The organism is Caulobacter sp. KR2-114 (genome assembly GCF_049446115.1).
Lineage (GTDB): Bacteria > Pseudomonadota > Alphaproteobacteria > Caulobacterales > Caulobacteraceae > Acaudatibacter.
The window spans coordinates 232,542-255,004 of the sequence record NZ_JBMSEC010000001.1; the positions used below are offsets into that span (position 1 = coordinate 232,542).

A 22,463-nucleotide genomic window follows, 5' to 3' on the forward strand; every position below is an offset into this window, starting at 1 on the left:
CCCCGCTACGCTGTCGCGACGCCAGGCGTGGAGGCGCTACCGGGCTTACAGGCGACGTCGTAGGTTCCCCGGCTTGTCGACCAAAGCCTCATGGGAGCCAGACCTATGCCGAGGTCGGCCGCGGCGCCCCGCTTCGGATGTGGGTCCGCCGACCACAACTCCTCTCCCCGCCGCGGCCTAGAAGTTCGCCTTGAGTGACATGTAAACGCGCCGGCCGATGATGTCGTAGGTGTAGAGGTCGGTGCCGGCAGACATGAACGGCAGAACCGGCGGAGCCTTGTCGAAGATGTTGGTCATCCCCGCACGCAGCACCAAGTTGTGGCGCACCTTCCAGGCGACATCGAGATCGAAGTAGCTGACCGCCGGGGCCCCGGGGCCGGTGGAGGTCGTGCCGACGAAGGCGAAGTTTTTCATCCCGTCCATGTAGCGCCAGCGGAAGTTGGACCGCACAGGGCCGATCTCCCAGCCAAGCGTGGTCGTCGCCTTCCACTTGGGATGGGCGTCGGCGTAGGTGTCGACCTGGGTGTTGCCGATGGTCCCGGCGAAGTCGAGCACCGGCGAGGTCGGCGTAGACTGGATGGTGAACCTGTCCAGGTAATTCAGCAGCAGGTTCAGGCTGACCGTACCCAGGCGATCGGGCAGGCCGAAGGCGCTGACCGGCGCCGCCCAGTCGGCCTGAACATCGACGCCCGACGTCTTGTATTCGCCGAGGTTCAGCAGCGGGTTGGAGATGTTGGCGATCAGCCCGGTGGTCGAGCTGCGCGAGACCAGCTGGCAGTACGGGTTGTTCAGCGAATAGGTCGGATTGGTCGAGGCGGTGTAGCAGTTGTCGAGGATGGCGTTCGCGCCAACGGTTCCCATCGTGTTCTTCACGTCGATGCTGTAATAGTCGATCGATAGCGAAATCCTGGACAGCAACGGCGCACTGAACGTAGGTCGCAGAACCGTGCCCACCGAGAAGGTGTTCGCGGTTTCCGGCTTCAGATTGATGTTTCCCTGTGTGGTGCTGGGCGGCCTCGGCTGGTTGTTGGTGAAGCCGGTCGGCGTGCCCTGGGCGGTGCACAGCGCCTGCACCTTGGCGTAGTCGGGGTTCTTGGCCGGGTTCAGGTAGGCGCCGCTGGCGTCGCAAGGGTCGCCCGAAGCGAATTGGCCGGCCGAGCCGATCGACACCTGGGAGCCGGTGATACCCTGGAACAGGTCGCCGACGCTGGGGGCCCGCGTCGCGCGAGCATAGCCGCCGCGCAGGGTGAGCCAGTCCACCACCTTCCAGTCTGCGTCGATCTTGTAGGTCGAGACGCCGCCGGTGATGTTGTAGTCGGAGTAGCGGTAGCCGGCGTCGAGATTGATCTCCTTGGCGAAGGCCACGTCGTGAACCACCGGCGCCAGCAGTTCCAGATAGATCTCCTTCACGTCGGTCGACCCGAAGGTGCTGTAGGACGTCGGGGTGTTGGCGAAGTCGCCGCTGGAGATGATGCTGTCGACGTCCAGTCGGTAGCTGTTGCGGCGGTAGTCGACGCCGACCGCGAAGCGGGCGTCTCCGGCCGGCAGACGGAACAGCTTGCCCTGGGCGTCGCCCTCGATCACGTCCTGCTGCAAGACCGTATTGTTGTGGCCGGTGCGGCCCAGGTACCGCAGGCAGCTGACCGACAGCGGATTGACCCCGAACGGGTTGTAGCCGCCGGTGCAGATGCCGGTGCCGCCGCCCGGCGCCGACAGCAGGGTGTTGAACGCCGCCAGGCTCGCATAGCCGGTAAGCGTGTCCTGGAAGCCCATGTAGCCGTGCGAGCCGTAGACCTCCCAGGTCATGTCCTGCCACGCCAACGAGCCCTTCGCCCCCAGGGTGAACTGGTAGACGTCGAACACATTGTGGTCCTGCCGTGGACCGAAGGCGAACAGCGGGCTGGTCATGCTGAAGTTGGCGTTGGGGTTGGGCCGCGACGCCAGGATCGTCTTCAGATCCGCCGGGATGAAGGGATTGGTGACGGGCACGGAGATCTGGGTGCAGCAGGACGAGCCGATCACCGCGGGGTTCTGCTGGGTGATGGTGTCGTAGTGGGTGTAGAGCCCCTCGGCGTAGAGCGTGACGCTGTCGGTCAGCTTGTAGTCGCTGTGGCTGAACAGGCTGTACTTCTTCAGCGGGGTCTGGGCGAGCCAGAGGTCCTGCGCGGCCACCACAAGGCCAAGCTGCGCGGCCGACGCGGAGTGGTCGCCGGCCGTGGTGTAGATGTAGAGCGGGCTGCCGACCGGCCCCTTGTAGTTGATGGCGCCGCCGATGGCGAAAAGCGTGCCGTCGGGGTTGGTGGAGAGCTGCAGGGACGAGTTGTTCTTCACCGTCCCGGGCGCGACGCCGTAGCCCGAGAACACCGAATTGATCACTGCGGTCGAGGGCAGGTTGGACGCGTTGGCGATGACATCACCGCTGGGCACGTTGGTCGACAGCGCCCAGCCGCGCAGGTAGCTGCGGCTGCTGGCCGCGACGGCGTCCCGGTCCTGGTAGTCGAGCGAGAGGAAGCCGCTGCCGCGGCCGTCCGCGAAGTCTGAACCCAAGGTGACCGTGACCCCTCGCGTCGCGCCGTCGCCGCGCGTGGTCTCGCCGGCGTTCACGTCCAGCTCCAGGCCGGTGAAATGCTGCTTGAGCTTGATGTTGACTACCCCGGCGATGGCGTCCGAGCCGTACACCGCCGAGGCGCCGCCGGTGATCACCTCGACGTTGTCCACCAGGGCCGAGGGAATGATGTTCACGTCCGCCGTGCCGTTCGGCAGCGACGGCTCCAGACGGCGGCCGTTCAGCAGCACCAGGGTGCGCTGCGTGCCCATGCCGCGCAGGTCGAGGTTGGCCTGGCCGCCATTGGGAACGAAGCTGGCGGAAGCGCCGGCGGAGGGCGTCAGCTGCGGCAAGGTGTTGAGGCTGGCCTCTAGCGTGGCCTGGCCGGACGAGGCGACCAGCTGCTGGTCGGCGGTGGCGATCGGCGTGTCGGACGTATAGTCCCGCCGCTTGATGTGCGAGCCGGTGACCACCACCTCCGCCACAGTCTCCGCGCCTGGCGCGGCGGCGGCCGGCGCGGACTGCGCCCATGCCGACGTACCGGCCATGGCTGCGACCGCGCCGAAGACATAGACGGCGCACGACGTTCTCACTCGCATCCCGTTATCCCCCTAATGGATCGCGCTTTCGAGCGCGCACTTGCCAGTAGGGCTACGGCTGCGCCTGAATGGTCTCAAGGACGGCGGGCGCATGGTTCCATGCGACATGTGCATGGATCGGATTTTCGGAAGTTCACCGGCGGCGCGGCTGCTGGATGCGCCAAGACCAGGGCGGGCGTGGCAAGGCGCATTACTCCGCCAAGCGCCACAGGCGCCGCGTCGGCAGCGAATGTTCCAGCGATTCTACTCGGCGGGTACTGGCGCGCCCGTCGCGACGCACGGGCCACGAAGCCCGCGCCTAGATCTGCTTGTCACGCCCTGCCCAGAACGGCGCGCGGACCTGGCCGCGCAGCACCTTGCCGGCTTCCGACCGGGGAATCGACGCGACGAAGTCCACGGAGCGCGGCGCCTTGAACGGCGCCAGGCGGCCGCGGATGAAGGCGATCAGCTCGGTCTCCAGCCGCTCGTCCGCGCTCGCGCCGGGCTGGAGCACCACCACGGCCTTGACCTCCTCACCCCACTCGTCGTTGGGCGCGCCGACGGTGCAGGCCTCCAGCACGGCAGGGTGCTTCAGCAGTTCGTCGTCGATCTCCTGGGGATAGATGTTGACCCCGCCGGAGATGATGCACTCGGCCGTGCGGCCGGTGAGGAACAGGTAGTCGTCCTCGTCCAGGTAGCCCATGTCGCCGACGGTGAAATAGGTCCCGTCCAGCAGCACGGCCTGCGTCTTCTCCGGATCCTTGTAGTATTCGAAGGGCGCGCGCGGATGCATGCGGAAGAAGATCCGGCCGACCTCGCCGGGCTCGCAGTCGCGGCCATCGTCCGACACCACGCGGCTGCCCCAGTCCGGCAGGCGCCGACCGACGCTGCCGGGTTTCCGCAGCCATTCGTCCGAGACGATGTAGAAGCCGCCGGAGCCTTCGCTGGCCCCGTAGTATTCCTGCAGGACCGGCCCCCACCAGTCGATCATCGCCCGCTTGACGTCCAGCGGCGTCGGCGCGGCGCCGTGGACCACGCAGTGAAGGCTCGACAGGTCGTAGCGCCCCCGCACAGCCTCCGGCAGGGCCAGGATCCGCTGGAACATGGTCGAGACCATGTGCGCGTGGGTCACCCGGTGCTGTTCGATGAGGGCGAGCGTGGCCTCGGCGTCGAACTTCTCGGTCATCACCAGGGTGGCGCCGGCCCACAGGGCGTCGGCGAGCGAATGCCCCAGCGGAGCGGCGTGGTAGGCCGGCCCCAGCAGGAGGCAGACGTCGCCTTCTCGGAACGCCTTACGCGTCCCCTCCCCCCATTGCGGCGCCCGGGGCTCGGCGACGGCGCGGTAGACGCCCTTGGGCCGGCCGGTGGTGCCCGAAGTGTAGAACATGGTCAGGCCATGGACCGGGTCCGAAGGGTCTTCGGGGCGGCCGGCGCCGAGCGCCGCCTCATAGGGGTCGAAGCCCTCGATCTCGCCGCCGACGGCCAGGGGCGCCTCCAGCCTCGGGCTCTCCAGGGCCAGGCGCGCCGCCGGGGCGTAGCAGGCGTGGGCGATCAATGCCTTGGCGTCGCAGTCGCGGACGATATAGGCCACCTCTTCCGGCGACAGCCGCGAGTTCACCGGGATCAGCCGCAGGCCGCTGCGCATCGCCGCCAGATAGGCCTCCGCATAGGCGGCGACGTTGGGCAGCAGCACCGCCAGGTGGTCGCCCGGGCCGACGCCGCGGTCACGCAGCGCCGACGCCAGGCGATTGGCCCTCGCGTTGAGTTCGGCGAACGTCAGCCTCCCCGCTGGCGTGATCACCGCCGGCGTATCCGGCCGCAGCCGCGCGTGCAGCGCAGGGATCATGCCCAAGCTGTGGTGGCGCTGCACCTCCGCGGGATCCGTTCCCCGGAAGACAGCATCGGACCAGTTCACCGAACCCATTCCAATCTCACGCCAGTTCCAGGTCCAGCAGGTAGACGTACTGCTGGCCCGAGTGCAGGTCGCGCTCGACCATGCCGCCCTGCGGAGCGGCGCGCGGATAGGAGACCTTGACCATGTTCAGGCTCTCCACCGGATAGATCGACACCAGCTTGGCGTCGGTCTCATAGACCCTGGCCAGGGCCTCGGGGCTGATGGCGGGATTGTCGTGGTATTTCCGGTAGTTGTCCGGCCCGTCGAAGAACAGGTCGACCGTGACCCAGAACGGCCCCGCCACCTTGGAGCGCATGTGCCGGCAGACGTCGCGAAGCTTAGGCATGGGTGGTTTCCTTGGAGGCGTCGGCGGAAAGGTCGATCCAGGCGGTGCGCACCAGCTCGAGCGGATCGTCGAGCTCGACGACATGCTGCAGCTTGAATTCGAACACCTGGCCGCGCGCGATGTCGGCGGGGGTGAAGGGGAAGCCGTAACTCGGCATCTCGACGCCGTCGCGCAGCGGCATGTGGAAGAAGTACGGGTTGCAGGACTTGGCCATCTGGGTGGCCAGTTCCTGGGTCTCGGCGGTGATCACGCACATCACCCCCACCTCGCGCGGCGGCGGCGTCCCCTCCGGCACAGCGCGGCCTGAGACGGCGTTCCAGCCGTAGATGCGCAGCGATATGTCGAACTTGCCCGCCGCGTCGCCCAGGGTGCGCTGCACCCGGCGGGTCAGGGAGTGATGCATCTTCTGTTCGAACAGGTCGAGGTTGGCCAGGACGTCCGGATCGGTGATGCCGATGAACATGATTGTCTGGTACTGGCCGCCAGAAGCTCCCTCGAGCTTCATGGTGTAGGGCTGCGGCTCCCAACGCGAGTTGGTGACCCGCACCCGCGTCTCGGAGACCTGCTCGTAGCGCGCGTCCGTCACGTCGAGCACGCCGCCCGGCTCGTGCAGGCGGAAGGGGTTGCTGTTCTCGTACAGCATGTGCGCCGAGACGCTGTGCACGGTGCAGACGTTCTTGGGCAGCAGCGGCTCGACCTCGAAGCCGCCCTCGTCGATGGTCAGCATCACCCCGCTGCCGAGGTTGGTGAAGGCGGTGCACTGGCCGCCGCACTCGCCGGTCTTGCCGGCGTGCCACGACGGGCCGATCGGGGCGCCTTTCCACAACGGGTAGCAGGCCAGGACGGCGGTGTCAGTGCTGCGCCCGCCAATGATGATGTCCGCGCCGGCTTCCAGGGCGGCGACGTACGGCTCGGGGCCCATCAGGGCGACGATGTGCAGGCACTCGTCGACCACCGCGTCGTCCAGCGGCCCGGCCGGCGGCAGCGGCCGGATTTTGCCGGCCGCGTTCTTGGCCTTGATGACCTCGCGCGACTGTTCGGAATAGAGCACCGCGATCTTCGGCCGATAGCCGTTCTCGCGGGCGATCTCGCGAACGATGTCCACCGTCCAGTCGACGTTCGGATCGGCGCCCGCCTGACCGGCGGTGCCGACAATCAGCGGGATCTTCGCCTTGGCTTGAGCCGCCATCAGCAGCTTCAGGTCGGCGCGCACGGCGCCGCGGCTGTTCTTCGACGTGCCGGTGGCCAGGTAGGCCGCGCCACTATCGGTCGAGCCGGCGTCCATCGCCATCACGTCGGCGCCGCGCGCCAGGGCGGCGTCCACCTCCTCGGCGCGCACGCCCGCGCCCAGGGAGCCTACGGGCACGAACACCTTCACGGGTTTGAAGCCTTGCGCCATTCGATCACCTCTTTGCAGCCTGGTTCAGTTAGGGGTTCAGGGAGATCTGGTCGCGGTACGAGCGCCGCCCCCAGAGCATGATCAGGGCGGCCGCCAGGAAGGCGACCGGGGCGACGCAGCGGATCGACGTGGCGATCATGGCCGGGTCGCGGAACAGGTGGTCGTTAAGCAGGCCGACCAGCAGCGGACCCAGGGTCGCCGCCAACAGGTTGGAGGCGGCCACATAGCAGGCCGAGCCCACGGCCCGCATGCGGTTGGGCAGAAGTTCGGCCAGCGCCGCCTGCACCAGGCCGAAGTTGAAGGCGACCACATACTGCATGGCGACGACGCCGGCGAAGGCCACTTGCTCGGCGCCGGCGGTGGCGAGCAGGCTGGCGGCGACGCACAGGCTGGCGCTGACCAGGCCCACCACGATCTTGCCGTCGGAGCGCCCTGCCCGCTCCAGCCGTTCGGCCAGGAACGCCCCGGTCAGCGCGCCCAACGGACCGAGCACGATGGTGAAGGCGCCCATGCGCTGGCCGGCGCCGGCGATGCTCCAGCCATGGACGCGGACAAACAGGGTCGGGGCCCAGACCTGTACCGTCTGGGCGCCCAGGGCAATGGTGGCAAAGCCGATGATGGTGGTGAACAGCGCGCCGCGCTTGCGCGCGAAGGTGCGGCCCAGTTCGGCCAGGCTCGCCGGCTCGCCGGCGCTTTCGCCGCCGTCCGCCACCCGCGGCGGCTCCCGAACCGCCAGCAGCAGGGGAACGAGGATCGCCCCCGCGGCGCCCAGGGTGATGAAGACGATCCGCCAGCTTTCCAGCAGCCCGAACGGGGTTGCGATCTGGGCCTGGGGTCCGAGCGCGCGAAGCAGGGCGCCGCCCAGGCTGAGCGACAGCCCACCGCCGAAGAACACCCCCATCGAGTAGAGGCTGAGGGCGCGGGTGCGCCAGCGCGGCGTGAAGTAGTCGGCGATCACCGAGACCGCCGCCGGCGCCAGCACCGCCTCGCCGATGGCCACGCAGACCCGGGCCGCCAGCAGCTGGACGACACTCTGCGCCAGACCGCACGCCACGGTCGCCAGGCTCCAGGCGACGACGCCGACGAGGATCAGGTTGCGCCGGTGGCTGCGGTCGGCGACACGCGCCAGCGGCAGGCCGAACAGGGCGTAGAAGATCGCGAAGGCGGCGCCCTGCAGGAGGGCCACGGTGGTGTCGGTGAGGTGCAGCGACCGCTCCAGCGGGCCGATCAGCAGCGGCAGGATCGAGCGATCCATGTAGCTGAACGTGAAGCCCAGGCACATGACCACCACCACGTACCAGGCGTAGGGGCCGTCCCGGCCGGGCGCGCTTGGCTTGGCCGGCCTCGGCTCGGCCACCAGGGCGCCGCGCGGACCAGGATCGAGGGCGGCGCGCATCAGGCGACCAGGATGCAGGTGGGGGTGCCGGTCTCAGCGACGACGCCGAGCCTGGTCAGGCGCCCGTCCTCGCCGCGGTCAAAGGCGACCACCCCGTCACTGAATTCGTTGGCCACGAACACCTGGCGTTCGTCTGGCGAGAATGCGAAGTGCCGCGGGATCTTGCCGCCCGCGCCCACGAACTGCAGGGCGGTGAGCCGGCCGCTTTCGGCGTCGACGGCGAACACGCCCAGGCTGTTCTGGCCGCGGTTGGCGGCGTAGAGGAAGCGGCCGTCGCGGGTGATCTCGATCTCGGACGCGCGATGGAAGCGGCTGTAGGCGTCCGACTGCGAGGGCACGACCTGGAACGGCTTCACAGCCCCGCTCGCCGGATCGAAGGCGTTCGCCGTGATCGTCGAATCCAGCTCGTTCAGCACGTACAGGAAGGCGCCGGCCGGATGGAAGGTCACGTGGCGTGGCCCCGCGCCCCAGCGATAGCGGGTGCGGGAGGCCTCGATTTCCGACAGCACCCCGTCGTCGCCCAGCCGGTAGAGCCGCAGCTCGTCGAGACCCTTGTCGGCCATGGCCAGGAAGCGGCCGTCCGGGGAGAACTGGACGTGGTGCGGCTTTGCGTAGGGTTGCTGGTCGCGGTTAGGGCCTGGCTCGCCCTCGATGCGCCGGATATCGGTCGGCGCGCCGAGGGAGCCGTCCTCACCGATCGGGAACACCGTCAGGTTGGAGACGAAGCCGTCCTCGGTCAGGTGGTTGGTCAGCACCAGGAAGCGGTCCGTCGGATCCACCGCCACGTGCACGCCGTTCAGGCCCTCCGACGGGCGGCGATCGAGCGGCGTCAGCAGGCCGCTCGCCGGGTCGCGGGCAAAGGCGGCCACCTCGCTGCCGTCGCCCTGCGCCGCGTAGAGCCAGCGCCTGTGGCTGTCGAAGGTCAGGAAGGACGGGTCGGGCTCGGCCAGCGTCTGCAGTGGGCGCCAGGACCCCGGCTCGACGGCATAGACGCCGATGCCGACCCCGCGCGCCTTGCGCATGGCGTTCGTCCTCGATCCCACATAGGCGAACGTCGGCCTCGTCATGCTTGCCTCCCCTGCGCGCTCGCGGCGTCTCCGGCCGCGCCTTCACATGTCCTGATAGCGCCCGTCGGCGCGTTCGCTGACAGCGCGGGGCGCATGGATCGATGCGGCGCGCGCATCAGCGGCCGGCCCCGGGCGAGCGCACCATGTAGGCCTCGACCAGGCGCGGCCCGCTGGCGGCCAGGGCGGTCTGCAGGGCCTCCCGGAACGCCTCAGGCGTCTGGACGCGCACGGCGGGCACGCCCATGCCTGCGGCCAGGGACGTCCAGTCGAGCCCCGGGGAGGTAAGGTCGAGGAGCGCCCTCGCCTTTTCGCCAGCGTCGGTGACGCCTACGCGCTGCAGCTCGTGCTGCAGGATGGCGTAGGCGCCGTTGTTGATCAGCACCACGGTCACGTCGGCCGCTTCGCGCGCCATCGTCCACAGCGCCTGCAGGGTGTACATGCCGCTGCCGTCGGCCTGCAGGGCGACGACCTTGCGGTCGGGGCAGGCGATCGCCGCGCCGAGAGCGACGGGCAGGCCCTGGCCGATGGATCCGCCGGTGAGCGTCAGCCAGTCGTGGGGCGCCGCAGCGGCGGTGCGCTCGAAGATCGACAGGCCCGCCGTGCCGGCTTCGTCGGAAACGATCGCGTCCGGCGGCAGCAGCTCTCCCAGGAGCGCGCCGATCACCTTCGGCGTAAGGCGTCCGTCGAACGTCTCCACCACCGGGTCCGGCGCCGGACAGGACGCCACCACCGGCGCGTCCAGTTGCTCGGCCAGCCGGCCAAGGGCGTCGGCGACGTCCTGGCGCGCGTCGGCCAGCACGACCAGCGCGGCGCCCGGCGGGCTCAGTCGTCCGGGCTTGTCGGGATAGGCGAAGAAGGCCACCGGCGGGGGCGCGCCGACGAACACGATGGCGCTGAAGTCGCGCAGGAAGGCTGCCGCGACCTCGCCGAAGTAAGGCAGTCGTTCGACCGCGACGCGGCCGGCGCCCCGTTGCAGGCGGGCCGGGAAGGTTTCGCAGATCAGCCGGGCTCCGGACGCCTGGGCGATGCGCCCCAGGTCCTCCAGGGCTTGCGCAGTGAGCGCCGGCCCGCCGACGAAGAGCGCCTTTGGCCCGTCGGTGCGCAGCGTCTCGGCGGCGGCCTCAACGGCGGCCTCTGCAACCCGGGGCGCGGCTGGGGGGACCGCGGCGATCCCGGGGTGCGGGTCGCACGGCTCCCAGGCGTGGTTCGCCGGCGCGATCAGGGTCGCAACCTGGCCCGGCGCCACGCGGGCGGCCATCACGGCCTCGCCGCCCGCCACGGCGAGGTCGTCCGCCGACCGCGACACCCGCACCCAGTCCGACATCGGCGCCGCCACCCGGGCGACGTCCGAGGTCAGCGGCGCATCGAGCGCCGCATGGTGCGTGGCGTGGTCGCCGACGATGTTGATCACGGGGCTTCGCGCGCGCCGGGCGTTGTGCAGGTTGGCGCAGCCGTTGGCGAGGCCGGGCCCGAGATGCAGCAGGGTCGCGGCCGGCCGCCCCGCCATGCGGCCATAGCCGTCGGCCGCGCCGGTCACCACGCCCTCGAACAGCGCCAGGATGGCGCGCATCCGCGGATGGCGGTCGATAGCGGCGACCAGTTGCATTTCCGAGGTGCCGGGATTGGCGAAGCACACCTCGACCCCGTTCGCGTACAGCGTGCCGATCAGCGCCTGGGCCCCGTTCATCCGATCCGTCCCCGCGCGGCGTTCCTTGAAAATCGGCCGGGCGGTCCGCCGCGATGCGACCGCCCAGCCAGTTTCACCGGCGCGGGAGGAACGCCTGCCGGGGCCGAAGACCCGGCGGGCGGCCGGGCGTCTGGCGGGGCGGCGGTAGGCGCTGGGGGCAACTTGGGTCAACGTTTACGCTCGCATCAATCGATGCGCCGCCCAGCTCCAGAAGTTGAAATCCAAGGCCGGCTTGGCCAGGGCGGCGCGACGTCCGCCGATCGCACATCCATTGACGCCGTTGTCAATCTTGACGGACCTGAAAGGTAAGGCGCACGACCGCCGCGACATCAGGGAGGTTGCGATGGACGGAGCGACGCCGGACGGCCGGGTGGCCGTGCTGGTCCCCACCGGCGCCTTGGGCGCTGGCGTGCGGATGGAACATGTGGAGCGCGGCCTGGCGTTGGGCGCGGTGGCGATCGCCGCCGACGCGGGCTCCACCGACAGCGGCCCTTCCTATCTGGCGCGCGGGGTCTCCAAATGGCCGCGCGAGGCGGTCAAGCGGGACCTGGAGGTGCTGATGACCGCCGCGGCCAAGGCAGGCGTGCCGCTGCTGGTGGGCAGCTGCGGCACCTCGGGCAGCGACGATGCGCTGGACTGGACGGCCGACATCGCCCGGGAGGTGGCGCGCGAGCGCGGCCTGACGCCGAAGATCGCCCTGCTGTACTGCGAGCAGCCGCCGGCGCTGATCAGGGTGCGCAACGCCACCGGCCGGGTTCGCCCCCTGCCGCCGTCGGATCCGGCGACCGACGAACTGATCGACGCCTGCGACCACATCGTCGCCCTCATGGGGCCCGAGCCCTATGCCGCGGCCCTCGACGCCGGGGCTGACATCGTTCTGGGCGGGCGCACCACCGACACGGCGATCCTGGCCGCCGTCCCGCTGATGCGCGGCGCCGGGGCCGGCCCGGCTTGGCACGCCGCCAAGGTGGCGGAATGCGGCGGCGTCTGCACCGAGAAGCGCGGCGAAGGCGGGGTGCTGATCCGGGTCGGCGTCGACGACTTCGAGATCGAGCCGCTCAGCGCCACCAACCAGTGCACGCCGCACAGCGTCTCGGCGCACATGCTGTACGAGAACAGCGATCCGAACCGGCTCATCGAGCCCGGCGGCATTCTCGACGTCAGCGACGCGGTCTACACCGCGCTCGACGACCGGCGGGTCCGCGTGACCGGGTCCGTCTGGAAGCCGCAGCCATACACCATGAAGCTGGAGGGCGCGGGCGCCGGGCCCTACCAGACCATCAGCCTGGTGGGCATCGAGGATCCCAAGGTGCTGGCCGACCTGGACCTGTTCCACGACCGGCTCGTCGGCGCCCTGCGCGAGCGGATCGAGCGCACCTTCGGCGAGGAGGCCGGCGAGTTCGACGTCTCCGCGCGCCTCTACGGCTGGAACGCGGTGTCGGGCCGCAAGATGCCCAAGGACGCGGCGATCCCGCACGAGGTCGGCGTGCTGCTGGTGATCACCGCGGCGACCCAGTCGCTGGCCACCCGCATGTCGAAGACCTGCAACCCGATCTTCTTCCACTTCCCGCTGTCGCCGGAGCTGCCGCAACCCAGCTACGGCTTCGCCTTCACCCCGGCCGAGATCGAACGCGGCCGCGTCTACCGTTTCCTGCTGAACCACGTGGTGGAGACCGCCGACGGCCTGGAACTGGTCCGCATCCGATGGGCCGAAGCCGGCCAGCCGCACGCCCGGGAGACCCTCGATGCCTAAGGTTCGCGACGCCTGCCGCCATGTCCGCTCCAAGGCCGCAGGCCCGTTCTGGGTCACCATCGACCTGTTCTTCGACGGGCCGGAAGCCTACGCCCGCTACCACGACAGCCCGGCCCTCGGCCCCGAGACGTTCGCCCGGCTCTACGGCGCCGAGCCGCAGTGGGTGAAGCGCACCGCGGTGGACAGCCTGCAGGTGGTGAAGATCTCCTATCCCCGGGCGACCCCGCAGGGATGGATCACCGAGCGCGACCTGCACTCCGGCCAGCAGTACGTCCGGCTGCTGGACGTCGAGCTGGCCTAAGCGCGCTGGGGGTTGTGTTTGGGGGTGGCGGTTGACTTAGGCGCGCGTGCGCCGCACAGGCGGACACCTTAACGACGGCCGTCAATGTAGACCACCATGGAAGGCGACTATCTGAGCGCTGCCGAGGCGGCCGAGCGGCTGGGGGTGAACCTCCAGACGCTGTACGTCTACGTCAGCCGCAAGGGCATCCGCTCGCGCCCGGTCCCCGGCACGCGCCAGAAGCAATACTGGCGCGAGGACATCGAGCGCATCCGCCGGCGCGAGACGCACGGACCGGCCGTCGGCCCGTCCGGCGAAAGCGCCATCACCCTCATCTCCGACGGCGCCCTCTATTACCGGGGCCAGGACGCGGTGCGCCTGTCCGAGAGCGCCACGTTCGAAGCTGTGGCCGCCTTGCTGTGGGACGTCGCCGAGGCCCAGGCCTTTGCCGCCGCGCCGCCGGCCAGCCGCCCGCTGGCGGCCGCGGTGGCGGACCTGGTGCGCAACGAGTCCGACGTCACCCGCGCCCTGACCCTGCTGCCGCTGCTGGAGGACGCCGACCCCAAGGCCTACGACCTGTCCCGCGCCGGCATGGCGCGCACCGGCGCGGACATCCTGCGCTGGCTGGCGGCGCTGGTGACCTTCGCCGACGCCCCGTCAGCGGCCCCCATCCACACCTTCATCGGCGAGCGCATGGCGCTGCGGGCGGCCGAGACCGACCTGGTGCGCCGCCTGCTGGTGCTGGCGGCCGATCACGGCTTCGAGGCCAGCACCATCGCCGCGCGGTCGATCGCCGGCGGCGGGGTCACGCCCTGGCGCGCCGTGATCGGCGGCTTCTGCGTGACGGTCGCCAGGCGCAGCAAGTCCGGCAACCTGACGTCCATCGGCCGGTTCGTCTCGGAGGTGGCGGCCAGCGTCGATCCCCTTGAGCCGGTCATTCGGCGGGTGCGGGACGGCGAGCCGCTGCCAGGCTTCGATCCCGGCCTCTATCCGCAGGGCGACCCGCGCGCGAAGGCGATCTTCGACCAGGCGCGCCACGTCTACGACGGCGATATCGAGCACCGGCGCATGGAGCAGGCGTTCGCGGCGGCGCGGGAGATTCGCGGCGTGCGGCCCAACTTCGCCCTCGCCTGCCTGTTCGTCGGCCGCAAGATCGGCCTCGCGCCGCGCCACACCCTGTTCAACGTCGGCCGCGCGGCGGGCTGGATCGCCCACGCCATCGAGCAGCACGAGCTCGGCGAATGGGTCCACCCGGCCGGAAGCTATAGCGGGCCGGCGCCCCAGCGTTGAGGCCTCAGGCGTCCGCGCCGCCGGGCTCGGCCAGCGTCAGCTTGCGGACGTTGGCCCAGAACGACTCCGCCGCCGGACTCTGCCGCGCGCGCGGCCGATAGAGTCGGATGTCGATCGGCACGTCCCACTGCAGCTCGCCGGCGCGCACCAGGTCGCCGTATTCCAGGTCCCGCGCGATCAGGCTCAGCGGCAGCCAGGCGACGCCGCGGCCGTTGCGGCACATGGTGGCCAGCACGGTCGCCAGGTGGGCGGTGAAGGCCGGGGTCAGCCACACCGACGGGCCGTCCAGCGCCAGGGTGGAGGCCAGGATGCGCCCCATGCCCGAGACCTCGCTGTAGGCGAGATAGGGCACCGGCTGGTCCATGTCGCCGGGCAGCGTGAACAGGGGCGCCCCCGTCGTCCGGTCCGGCGCCGAGACGGGCGCCAGCACGTCGTGGCCGACGTCGACGGAGATGAAATAGTTCGGCTTGAAGGACACCTGGGCCGACGGGTGATGGTGACACAGCAGGAACTGCGCCTGCCCCTGCAGCATCTTCTGCTCGCAACCGGCCATGTTGTCGGTGACCAGGCTGACCGAGGCGTCCAGCGGATGGGCCGCCTCGATGTGCTGCAGCCAGTCCGGGAAGAACACCACCGACAGGGCGTTAGTGGAGGCGAACTTCAGGGTCGAGGTATAGCCGGCCGCCACCTCCCGGACTTGCTCCCGCGCGATCATCACGCGGCGCAGGATGTCCTCGGCGGCGCCCAGCCACTGATGCCCGGCGGGGGTCAGCTCGATGCGGTGTGTGTCGCGGTTGAACAGGGTGACGCCCAGCCACGCCTCCAGCATGCGGATGCGGCGGCTGAACGCGGGCTGCGAGATGTTGCGCTTTTCCGCGGCGCGGGAGAAGTGCGCCGTCTCGACCAGCGCCAGGAAGTCCTCGAGCCACTCCAGTTCCATGGGTCCCCCCTCCCCGGCTTTTGGTCAGCCGCTGCGGCGGCCGTCGGCGACGACGCATTCCGGGGCCGGATCCTCGCCACGCAGCACCGCGACCACGGACTGGGATGCGATCATGTTGGTCCGGTCCAGCCCTTCGCGCGAGGAGGCGCCGGCGTGCGGCGTGGCCACGACGTTGGGCAGGGCCAGGAGCTGCTTCGTCACCTCGGCGAAGGTCGGGTCGCTCTCGCTCATGAAGACATCGAGGCCCGCCCCGCCAAGCCTGCCCGCCTGGAGCGCCGCCAGCAGGTCCGCGTCCTGCACCAGCCCGCCGCGCGCGGTGTTGATCAGGAACGCGCCTGGCTTCATCCGGACCAGGGCGGCGGCGTCGATCAGGAACCGGGTCTGCGCCGTGAGCGGCGCGTGGATCGAGACATGGTCGCTCCGCTCCAGGAGTTCGGGCAGGCCGACGTAGGTGACGCCACTGGCCTCGGCATAGGCCGCGTCCGGCCTGGTGGTATGCACCAGCACCTCGGCGTCGAAGCCGGACAGGCGCCGCACCAGGCTCTTGCCGATACGTCCGAGGCCGATCACGCCGACCGTCTTCTGGTAGAGGTCCGAGCCCATCAGGATCGCCCACCTGCCGGCCTGCATGTCCGCCTGCGATTCCCGCAGGCGCCGGGCGAGCGCCAGCATCATGCCCAGGGCGTGGTCGGCGACCGAGGCGTCGTTGCCCCCGGCGGCGATGGCCACCACCCGGCCAAGGTCGCGAGCCGCGGCAAGGTCGACGCGCTCGTAGCCGACCCCGCGGCGGGAGATCACCCTCAGCGCCGGCAGGGCCTGCAGCAGCTCGCGCGTGACCCGCGCGTGCCCGACGACCCAGCCGGCCGCGCCGGCCAGCAGGGCTTCGAGCTCGGCCTGGTCCAAGTCGCCGTCGGCCCGGCCCGGCGGCAGCTGGGCGATCTCCACCTCGCAGCCGTTGGCGCGGAGGAAGCCGATCGAGCGGTCGTCAAAGAAGCGCTGGGTGACGACGACGCGCGGCAGGGACGAGGACATGCGGACGTGGCTCCACTGGGAACATGCTGGCGCCTGCGCTAGCACCCCAACATGAGGCCCCTCTAATACTCAGCGCGCATCATCCCATTGAAATCCTGCATAGCAAGGCCGTCGGGCGCCGCCCTCAGCCAGGGCCGGGCCTGGAAGTGGCCGGCCTCGAAGGCGCGGATCTCGTCGGCGTGGCGCAGGGTGGCGCCAACCGGATCGAGGCCATCGACCAGCATGGTCTTCAGCACCGGATCGATGTCGAAGCCGACGGCGCCGTCGGCGCCAGTAAGCGTCTGAGCCGGCAGGTCGATTTGCAGCCTGCACCGCGCCGGATCCGAAGCGGCAGCCAGCAGCTCGCTGACGACCGCCTCCGGCAGGGTCAGGGCCAGCAGGCCGTTACGGGCGCAGTTGTCGAAGAAGATGCCGGCGAAACTGACCCCCAGCAGGGCGCGGACACCCAGCTGCTTCAGGCCCCAGACGGCGTGCTCGCGGCTGGAGCCGCAGCCGAAGTTCGGGCCCACGACCAGGAAGGCGGCCTGTCGCCAGGGGTCGCGGTTGAGCACGAAGTCCGGCCGCGGCCGGCCGTCCTCGGCGAACCGCAGATCGTGGAATACGCCCCGGTCGAGGCCGCTGCGGTCGATGCCCTTCAGGAACATCTTCGGCATGATCACGTCGGTGTCGATGTTGGCCCCCGGCAGCGCGGCGGCCACCCCCTCGACGATCCTGAACGGTTGCAAGCTCACGCCTCCGAGAAACGCCGGCTGTCGGTCAGCCGACCGGTGATCGCCGCGGCGGCGACCATGGCCGGACTCATCAGGTGGGTGCGTCCGCCCTGCCCCTGGCGCCCTTCGAAATTGCGGTTGGTGCTGGAGGCGCACCGCTCGCCCGGCGACAGCACGTCGTCGTTCATCGCCAGGCACATCGAGCAACCCGACTGCCGCCACTCAAAGCCAGCCTCAAGGAACACCTGGTCCAGGCCCTCGGCCTCGGCCTGGCGCCGCACGGCGCTGGACCCCGGAACCACCATGGCCCGCACCCCTTCGGCGACGCGTCGCCCGCGCACCACGTCGCCGGCGGCCCTCAGGTCCTCGATCCGGGCGTTGGTGCACGAGCCGATGAAGGCCCGGTCGATGCGGATCTCGTCCAGCCTCTGCCCCGGCTGAAGCCCCATGTAGGCCAGCGCCCGCTCCACATCCTGGCGGCGCGCCGGATCGCCGACCTCGCCGGGCGACGGGACGCGACCGCCGATCGGGCCGGCCTGGTCGGGGCTGGTGCCCCAGGTGACCATCGGCTCGATGTCGCCGGCCCGCAGGCTGATCTCGCGGTCCCACGCCGCATCCGCGTCGCTGCGCAGCGCCCGCCAGGCGTCCAGCGCCTGGTCCCAGAGGTCCGCCGGCCAGGCGAGCTTGGGCGCCAGGTAGTCGAACACCGCCTGGTCCGGGGCCACCAGGGCGCCGCGGGCGCCGCACTCCACCGCCATGTTGCAGAGGGTCATGCGTCCCTCCACGCTCATCGCCTCGATGGCCGTCCCGCAGAACTCGATGGCGTAGCCCGTGGCGCCCGACGCGCCGATCGCCTCGATCAGGCGCATGACCACGTCCTTGGGCGTGACCCCGGCCCGCAGCCGGCCGTCGACCGCGACGCGCAACGACTTCAGTCGCCGGTAGATCACCGTCTGGGTGGCAAGGTAGTGCTCGATGTCCGACGTGCCGATGCCGAAGCCGAGCGCGCCGAGGGCCCCGTAGGTGGTGGTATGGCTGTCGCCGGCGGCGACCACCATGCCGGGGGTGACGCGGCCGAGCTCGGGCATGACCACGTGCTCGATGCCCTGCATCGGGTGCAGCACGTCGAACAGCTCGATGCCGAAGTCGCGGCAGTTCTCGGCGAAGTACAGAGTCTGCCGCGCCCCACCGGCGTCCGGCATCTCGGCTACGCGTCGCGGCGCCGTGGGATTGACGTGATCGACCACGCCGAGCGCCGCCTCCGGGCGCCAGACCTTGCGCCCAGCCTCGCGCAGGCCGGAGAAGGCCTGGGGGCTGGTGTACTCGTTGAGCACGGTGCGGTCGACGTAGAGCAGCAGCTGGCGGCCGTCCTCGTCGAGGTCGCGCACCCGGTGCTGATCGATCAGCTTGTCGTAAAGCGTCCTTGCGCCGGCCATGCTGGCAGTCGGCCCCCTTTGCAATCTTGCAGTGAACGATAGCGGCGCGGGCCGGCGCGGCTCATGCGAATGGCAAATCGATCTATGCCGTGCGCCCATTGCGCAACGAGCTGATCAGTCCGCCCAATAGAGCCGGGTGGGATTGTCGACCAGGATGCGGCGCCGCACGGCCTCATCCGGCGCCCACTCGGCCAGGCGATCGAACAGCATGGCCCCGTCCGGCTTCTGCGCGCCGGCGACCGGGTGCGGCCAGTCCGATCCCCAGATCAGCTGGTCGGGGTTGAGGCCGACCAGCTTCACCGCCAGGGGATCGATGTCACGGTAGGCCGGAAAGCCTTCGCGCGAGGAAAGGTAGAGCCCAGAGAGCTTCACATAGCCTCCGGGTCGCTCCAGCAGTCTGTAGAGCAGCTTCGCGGTCGCACTTTGCGTCCCCTCAGGCTGCGGCGCCCACCCGAAGTGGTCGACCACCACCGGGCAAGGCAGACCCAGAATCTCGTCCTGGCGCTCCACGAGCACCTCCCGCTCGCGATTGCCGACGAACTGCAGGCTCCAGCCAAGGTCGGCGGCGCGCCGGCCCATGGCGGCCAGCTCCTCTCGGTCCGGCACCCGGTTCTTGGCCATGTAGACCCGCATGCCGCGCACGCCGGCGCGGCGATAGTCTTCCAAGGCTGTCTGAGGGACCTCCGGGTCGACCAGCACCACGGCGCGCGCGACGTCCGTCCCCAGGTGCTCGAGGGCGGCGACCACACCACGGTTGTCGGTCCCATGGTAGGAGGCGGCGACGATCACCGACCGCGACAGGCCGAGGCGGCGCTTGAAAAGCCGATAGTCCTCGACCGTCGCCTTGCCGCCCCGTCCCACCTCCGGGCGCTCGAAGCGCGGATCGAAGATGTGGTGGTGGCAGTCCGTGGCGCCGACGGGCGCCGGCGTCTTCGGGGGGGCGCAGCCCAGCGACCAGGGCGCCTGGAGGGCTTCCCCCCGGATCAAGTCTTGTGACGACACATCAGGCATTCAGGCCACCGGAAGCTTGGGGATTGAGCGATGGCCGGCGCGTCGGGCCGGGCGCCGCACAGCGCCCTCCCCCGACACCCAGCAGGAAGGTGAGCGCCGCGGCCACGAGGGTGACGACAGCCAGGACCACCAGGCCGGGCGTGGGGCCTTCGGTGTGGCCGCGGATCACGCCGAACAGATACGGCCCGGCGAAACTGCCGAGGTTGCCGACCGAGTTGATCACGGCGAAGGCGATGACGGACGCCTCGCGGCTGAGGAAGAGACGTGGCAGGACGTTGAACGGCGCCTTGAAGGCGTAGAAGCCGGTCAGACAGATCGAGAGGAGAACCAGGGACGGTGCGACGCCCCGCGCGAAGGCGCAGGCCGCCAGGCCGAGCCCCGCGACGGCCAGGGCCGCCGCGGCGTGCAGGCGGCGCTCGCCGCTGCGGTCGGACGATGCGGACCACAGGTAGAGGCCGACCGTCGCGACGGCATAGGGGATGGCCGACAGCCAGCCGACCTGGCTCAGCGACAGCCCCTTGCCGCCGGCCTTCAGCAGCTGCGGCATCCAAAATCCGATGCCGAAGTTGCCGAGCTGGAACAGCAGATAGATCAGGCCAAGGTAGAGGGTCTTCGGGTCGATCAGCACCTGAAGCGTCGAAGGACTGGCCAGCGCGGGGGCTTCCGAAGCCTCCGACGTCGCCGCCTCGAGCCAGCGGCGCTCGTCAGGCGAGAGCCAGGTGGCGTCCCTCGGCCGCTCGGTGAGCACGAAATAGGTCGCCGCGCCGGTGATCAGAGCGGGGACCCCCTCGGTGAACAGCATGGAACGCCAGCCGGCGAGGCCGAGCACAGACACATGCTCCATGATCCAGGCGCTCAAAGGTCCGGAGGCCATGTAGGCCACCGGCACGGCGGCCCCGAGCAGGGCGCCGGTGCGCGCCAGCTGGCGCATCGGGAACCAGTAGTTGAAGTAGGCGATCAGGCCCGGGATCAGCCCCGCTTCGGCGACGCCCAGCAGGAACCGCGCCAGGTAGAGCTGGTGTACGCTCTGCACGAAGGCCGAGGCGCAGGCCACCACACCCCAGGTGAGCTGGATGCGGGCCAGCCAGACGCGGGCGCCGAAACGCCGAAGCGCCGCGTTGCTGGGCACCTCGCACAGCAGGTAGCCGAGGAAGAAGACGCCCGCGGCGAAGCCGAAGGCCTCGCCGCTCAAGGCGAGATCTCGCCCCATTGCCAGCGCGGCGTAGGAGACGTTGGCGCGGTCGATGAAGCTGACGGCGAACACCAGGAAGCAGAACGGCAGGATGCGCAGCATCACCTTGCGCAGGACCGTCCGCCCCAGGCGATCGCCTTCCGGCGGACCTCCACGGCTCAGGACCTGGACGACATCATGTGGCTGGACTGTCTGCGACAGCGCGCTTCCCTCCCTTGGCCGAAGGACCGGCGCCGCCCTGAAGGATCGGAACCGGCCCCCTACTCGCGGCTCGACGGAGGTAGCAGAGGGCGCAGGCCCCAGACCAATGCGCCTGGCACATCAACGAATCCAAACTTCGCATCGCCCCTTGCCAAGCCTCGTCCTAGCCTTTTGCGGAAGGCGGGCGGCCAAGGCTGCCCCGGAGATGGCAGGGAGCGCGGATGTCCGGTCTAATCGAGCGGCTCGAGGCCGCCTTGGGCGAAGGCGCGGTGCTCGTTGGGGACGCGGCGAAGGCGCGAGCGCACAGCCGCTGGAGCCGGCTCGGCGTGCCGCAGGCGGTGGTTCGCCCCACCTGCACCGAAGAGGTCGCGGCCACCTTGCGGCTGGCGCACGAAGCACACATGCCGGTGGCGCCCTGGGGCGGACTGACGGGGCTGGTCGATGGCGCCCGCGCCGACGGGGCGTTGGCCCTCTCTCTGGAGCGTATGAGCGGCATCGAGGCCATCGACCCGATTGGTTCAACAATGACCGTGCAGGCAGGCTGCAAACTGCAGGCGGCCTGCGAGGCGGCCGAGGGGCAGGGTCTGTTCCTGCCCATTGATCTTGGCGCCCGCGGATCGGCCACCATTGGCGGCGCCATTTCCACCAACGCCGGCGGTAACCGGGTGCTACGCTGGGGCATGACCCGCGAGAGCGTGCTCGGTCTTGAGGCCGTGCTCGCCGACGGCAGGACCATCTCGAGCCTGAACAGCCTGATCAAGAACAACGCCGGCTACGACCTGAAGCATCTCTTCATCGGCAGCGAGGGGACCTTGGGCGTGATCACCCGCGCCGTGCTGCGTCTCCGCCCCGCGCCCCTGAGCCACAACACCGCCTATGTCGCTGTGGCCCACTTCGAACGTCTACCGACGTTGCTGTCCCGGCTTTCGGGCGCCCTCGGCGGATCGTTGTCGGCCTTCGAGGTGATGTGGTCGGACTGCTACGAACTGCTCACCACCCCGCCGGCCCTGGGCCGCGCGCCGATCCCCTACGGCCATGCCTACTATGTGCTGGTCGAGACCCTTGGCGCCGATCAGGCGGAGGACGGGGCGCGGTTCGAGCGGGTGCTCGCCGGCGCACTGGAAGAGGAGATCATCGCTGATGCGGTGATCGCCAAGTCAGGCGCCGAACGCGAAGCCATGTGGGCGATCCGCGACGACGTCAGCCAGACCGCGCGCAGCGGGCCGATCTTCGCCTTCGATGTGTCCCTGCGCATCAGCGACATGGAGGCCTATGTCACCGAGGTTCGCGGCGCGCTGCGCGCGCGCTGGCCGGATACCGCCAGCCTGATCACGTTTGGCCACATGGGGGACGGCAACCTGCATCTGATCGCCGGTGTCGGCGACCGCTCTCCGCAAACCCGGGACGCGATCGAGCACCTGGTCTACGAGCCCCTGGCGAAGATCAGGGGCTCCATCTCCGCCGAACACGGTGTCGGCCTGCAGAAGCGTCAGTTCCTGGGCGTTTCCCGCTCGCCAAACGAGATCGCCCTGATGCGTCAGCTCAAAGCCCTGCTGGATCCGCACAACATTCTCAACCCCGGCAAGGTGTTCGAGGTTCGGGCGGCCGACGACTGAGCCTTCCCGCAGAACTCTCCGCCAATGACCAGGCGGTGCGATGCAACGCCCGGTCAGACCGGAGCGGCAAGCGGCGACCAATGCTCCACC

At 70.0% G+C, this 22,463-nt stretch carries 17 protein-coding genes; 4 read left to right on the forward strand and 13 right to left on the reverse strand.

All coding sequences use genetic code 11. From position 1 onward, the window contains the following. Window positions 1-177 precede the first annotated feature (177 nt). The 7 genes from ACO2Q3_RS01005 to ACO2Q3_RS01035 all read right to left on the reverse strand — a co-directional run bounded on the left by ACO2Q3_RS01005 (window position 178) and on the right by ACO2Q3_RS01035 (window position 10,912). Window positions 178-3,144: a TonB-dependent receptor domain-containing protein gene (locus ACO2Q3_RS01005; protein WP_423304495.1), complete on the reverse strand. Its 2,967-nt coding sequence runs from the start codon at window positions 3,142-3,144 to the stop codon at window positions 178-180. Window positions 3,145-3,442: 298 nt separating this feature from the next. Further along, on the reverse strand, window positions 3,443-4,993 hold the full coding sequence (locus tag ACO2Q3_RS01010; protein WP_423304497.1) for an AMP-binding protein: 1,551 nt from the start codon (window positions 4,991-4,993) through the stop codon (window positions 3,443-3,445). Between the two features lie 61 nt (window positions 4,994-5,054). Then, window positions 5,055-5,363 (reverse strand): DUF4387 domain-containing protein, encoded by a 309-nt coding sequence (locus ACO2Q3_RS01015; protein WP_423304498.1) that lies wholly within the window; start codon window positions 5,361-5,363, stop codon window positions 5,055-5,057. Then, window positions 5,356-6,762, reverse strand: a complete 1,407-nt coding sequence (locus tag ACO2Q3_RS01020; RefSeq protein WP_423304500.1) for an acyclic terpene utilization AtuA family protein — start codon at window positions 6,760-6,762, stop codon at window positions 5,356-5,358. The genes ACO2Q3_RS01015 and ACO2Q3_RS01020 overlap by 8 nt, the downstream gene beginning before the upstream one ends. Window positions 6,763-6,790: 28 nt before the next feature. Continuing rightward, complete coding sequence (locus tag ACO2Q3_RS01025; RefSeq protein ID WP_423304501.1) at window positions 6,791-8,158, reverse strand: MFS transporter; 1,368 nt, start codon at window positions 8,156-8,158, stop codon at window positions 6,791-6,793. After that, complete coding sequence (locus tag ACO2Q3_RS01030) at window positions 8,158-9,225, reverse strand: lactonase family protein (RefSeq protein WP_423304503.1); 1,068 nt, start codon at window positions 9,223-9,225, stop codon at window positions 8,158-8,160. Before ACO2Q3_RS01030 ends, ACO2Q3_RS01025 begins: the two co-directional genes overlap by 1 nt. Before the next feature lie 115 nt (window positions 9,226-9,340). Beyond that, window positions 9,341-10,912 (reverse strand): acetolactate synthase large subunit, encoded by a 1,572-nt coding sequence (locus ACO2Q3_RS01035; RefSeq protein ID WP_423304504.1) that lies wholly within the window; start codon window positions 10,910-10,912, stop codon window positions 9,341-9,343. A 343-nt stretch (window positions 10,913-11,255) separates the two neighbouring features. On the opposite strand from ACO2Q3_RS01035, the gene ACO2Q3_RS01040 reads away from it, so the two are divergent. The 3 genes from ACO2Q3_RS01040 (at window position 11,256) to ACO2Q3_RS01050 (ending at window position 14,235) form a co-directional block, all read left to right on the forward strand. After that, window positions 11,256-12,665, forward strand: coding sequence for an acyclic terpene utilization AtuA family protein (locus ACO2Q3_RS01040; protein WP_423304506.1), 1,410 nt, complete (start codon window positions 11,256-11,258; stop codon window positions 12,663-12,665). Continuing rightward, window positions 12,658-12,966 carry a DUF4387 domain-containing protein gene (locus ACO2Q3_RS01045; RefSeq protein WP_423304507.1) on the forward strand — a complete coding sequence of 103 codons (309 nt, stop codon included), beginning with the start codon at window positions 12,658-12,660 and terminating at the stop codon, window positions 12,964-12,966. Before ACO2Q3_RS01040 ends, ACO2Q3_RS01045 begins: the two co-directional genes overlap by 8 nt. Window positions 12,967-13,062: 96 nt before the next feature. Continuing rightward, the gene (locus tag ACO2Q3_RS01050; protein WP_423304508.1) at window positions 13,063-14,235 is read left to right on the forward strand and encodes a citrate/2-methylcitrate synthase; all 1,173 of its coding nucleotides are present in this window, start codon (window positions 13,063-13,065) and stop codon (window positions 14,233-14,235) included. A 4-nt stretch (window positions 14,236-14,239) separates the two neighbouring features. Here ACO2Q3_RS01050 and ACO2Q3_RS01055 read toward each other — a convergent pair whose 3' ends face one another. The 6 genes from ACO2Q3_RS01055 to ACO2Q3_RS01080 form a co-directional block, all read right to left on the reverse strand. Then, on the reverse strand, window positions 14,240-15,175 hold the full coding sequence (locus ACO2Q3_RS01055) for a LysR family transcriptional regulator (RefSeq protein ID WP_423304509.1): 936 nt from the start codon (window positions 15,173-15,175) through the stop codon (window positions 14,240-14,242). 24 nt (window positions 15,176-15,199) lie between these two features. Next, on the reverse strand, window positions 15,200-16,207 hold the full coding sequence (locus tag ACO2Q3_RS01060) for a phosphoglycerate dehydrogenase (protein WP_423304510.1): 1,008 nt from the start codon (window positions 16,205-16,207) through the stop codon (window positions 15,200-15,202). A 62-nt stretch (window positions 16,208-16,269) separates the two neighbouring features. Next, window positions 16,270-16,932, reverse strand: coding sequence for a 3-isopropylmalate dehydratase small subunit (gene leuD / locus ACO2Q3_RS01065; RefSeq protein WP_423304511.1), 663 nt, complete (start codon window positions 16,930-16,932; stop codon window positions 16,270-16,272). 2 nt (window positions 16,933-16,934) lie between these two features. After that, window positions 16,935-18,353, reverse strand: a complete 1,419-nt coding sequence (leuC, locus tag ACO2Q3_RS01070; RefSeq protein ID WP_423304512.1) for a 3-isopropylmalate dehydratase large subunit — start codon at window positions 18,351-18,353, stop codon at window positions 16,935-16,937. A gap of 114 nt (window positions 18,354-18,467) precedes the next feature. Further along, window positions 18,468-19,355: an amidohydrolase family protein gene (locus ACO2Q3_RS01075; RefSeq protein WP_423304513.1), complete on the reverse strand. Its 888-nt coding sequence runs from the start codon at window positions 19,353-19,355 to the stop codon at window positions 18,468-18,470. A gap of 1 nt (window position 19,356) precedes the next feature. Then, entirely contained in the window at window positions 19,357-20,658 is a 1,302-nt protein-coding gene (locus ACO2Q3_RS01080; protein ID WP_423304514.1) for an MFS transporter, read from the reverse strand. Window positions 20,659-20,978: 320 nt separating this feature from the next. On the opposite strand from ACO2Q3_RS01080, the gene ACO2Q3_RS01085 reads away from it, so the two are divergent. Next, complete coding sequence (locus ACO2Q3_RS01085) at window positions 20,979-22,373, forward strand: FAD-binding oxidoreductase (RefSeq protein ID WP_423304515.1); 1,395 nt, start codon at window positions 20,979-20,981, stop codon at window positions 22,371-22,373. The last annotated feature ends 90 nt before the right edge of the window (window positions 22,374-22,463 follow it).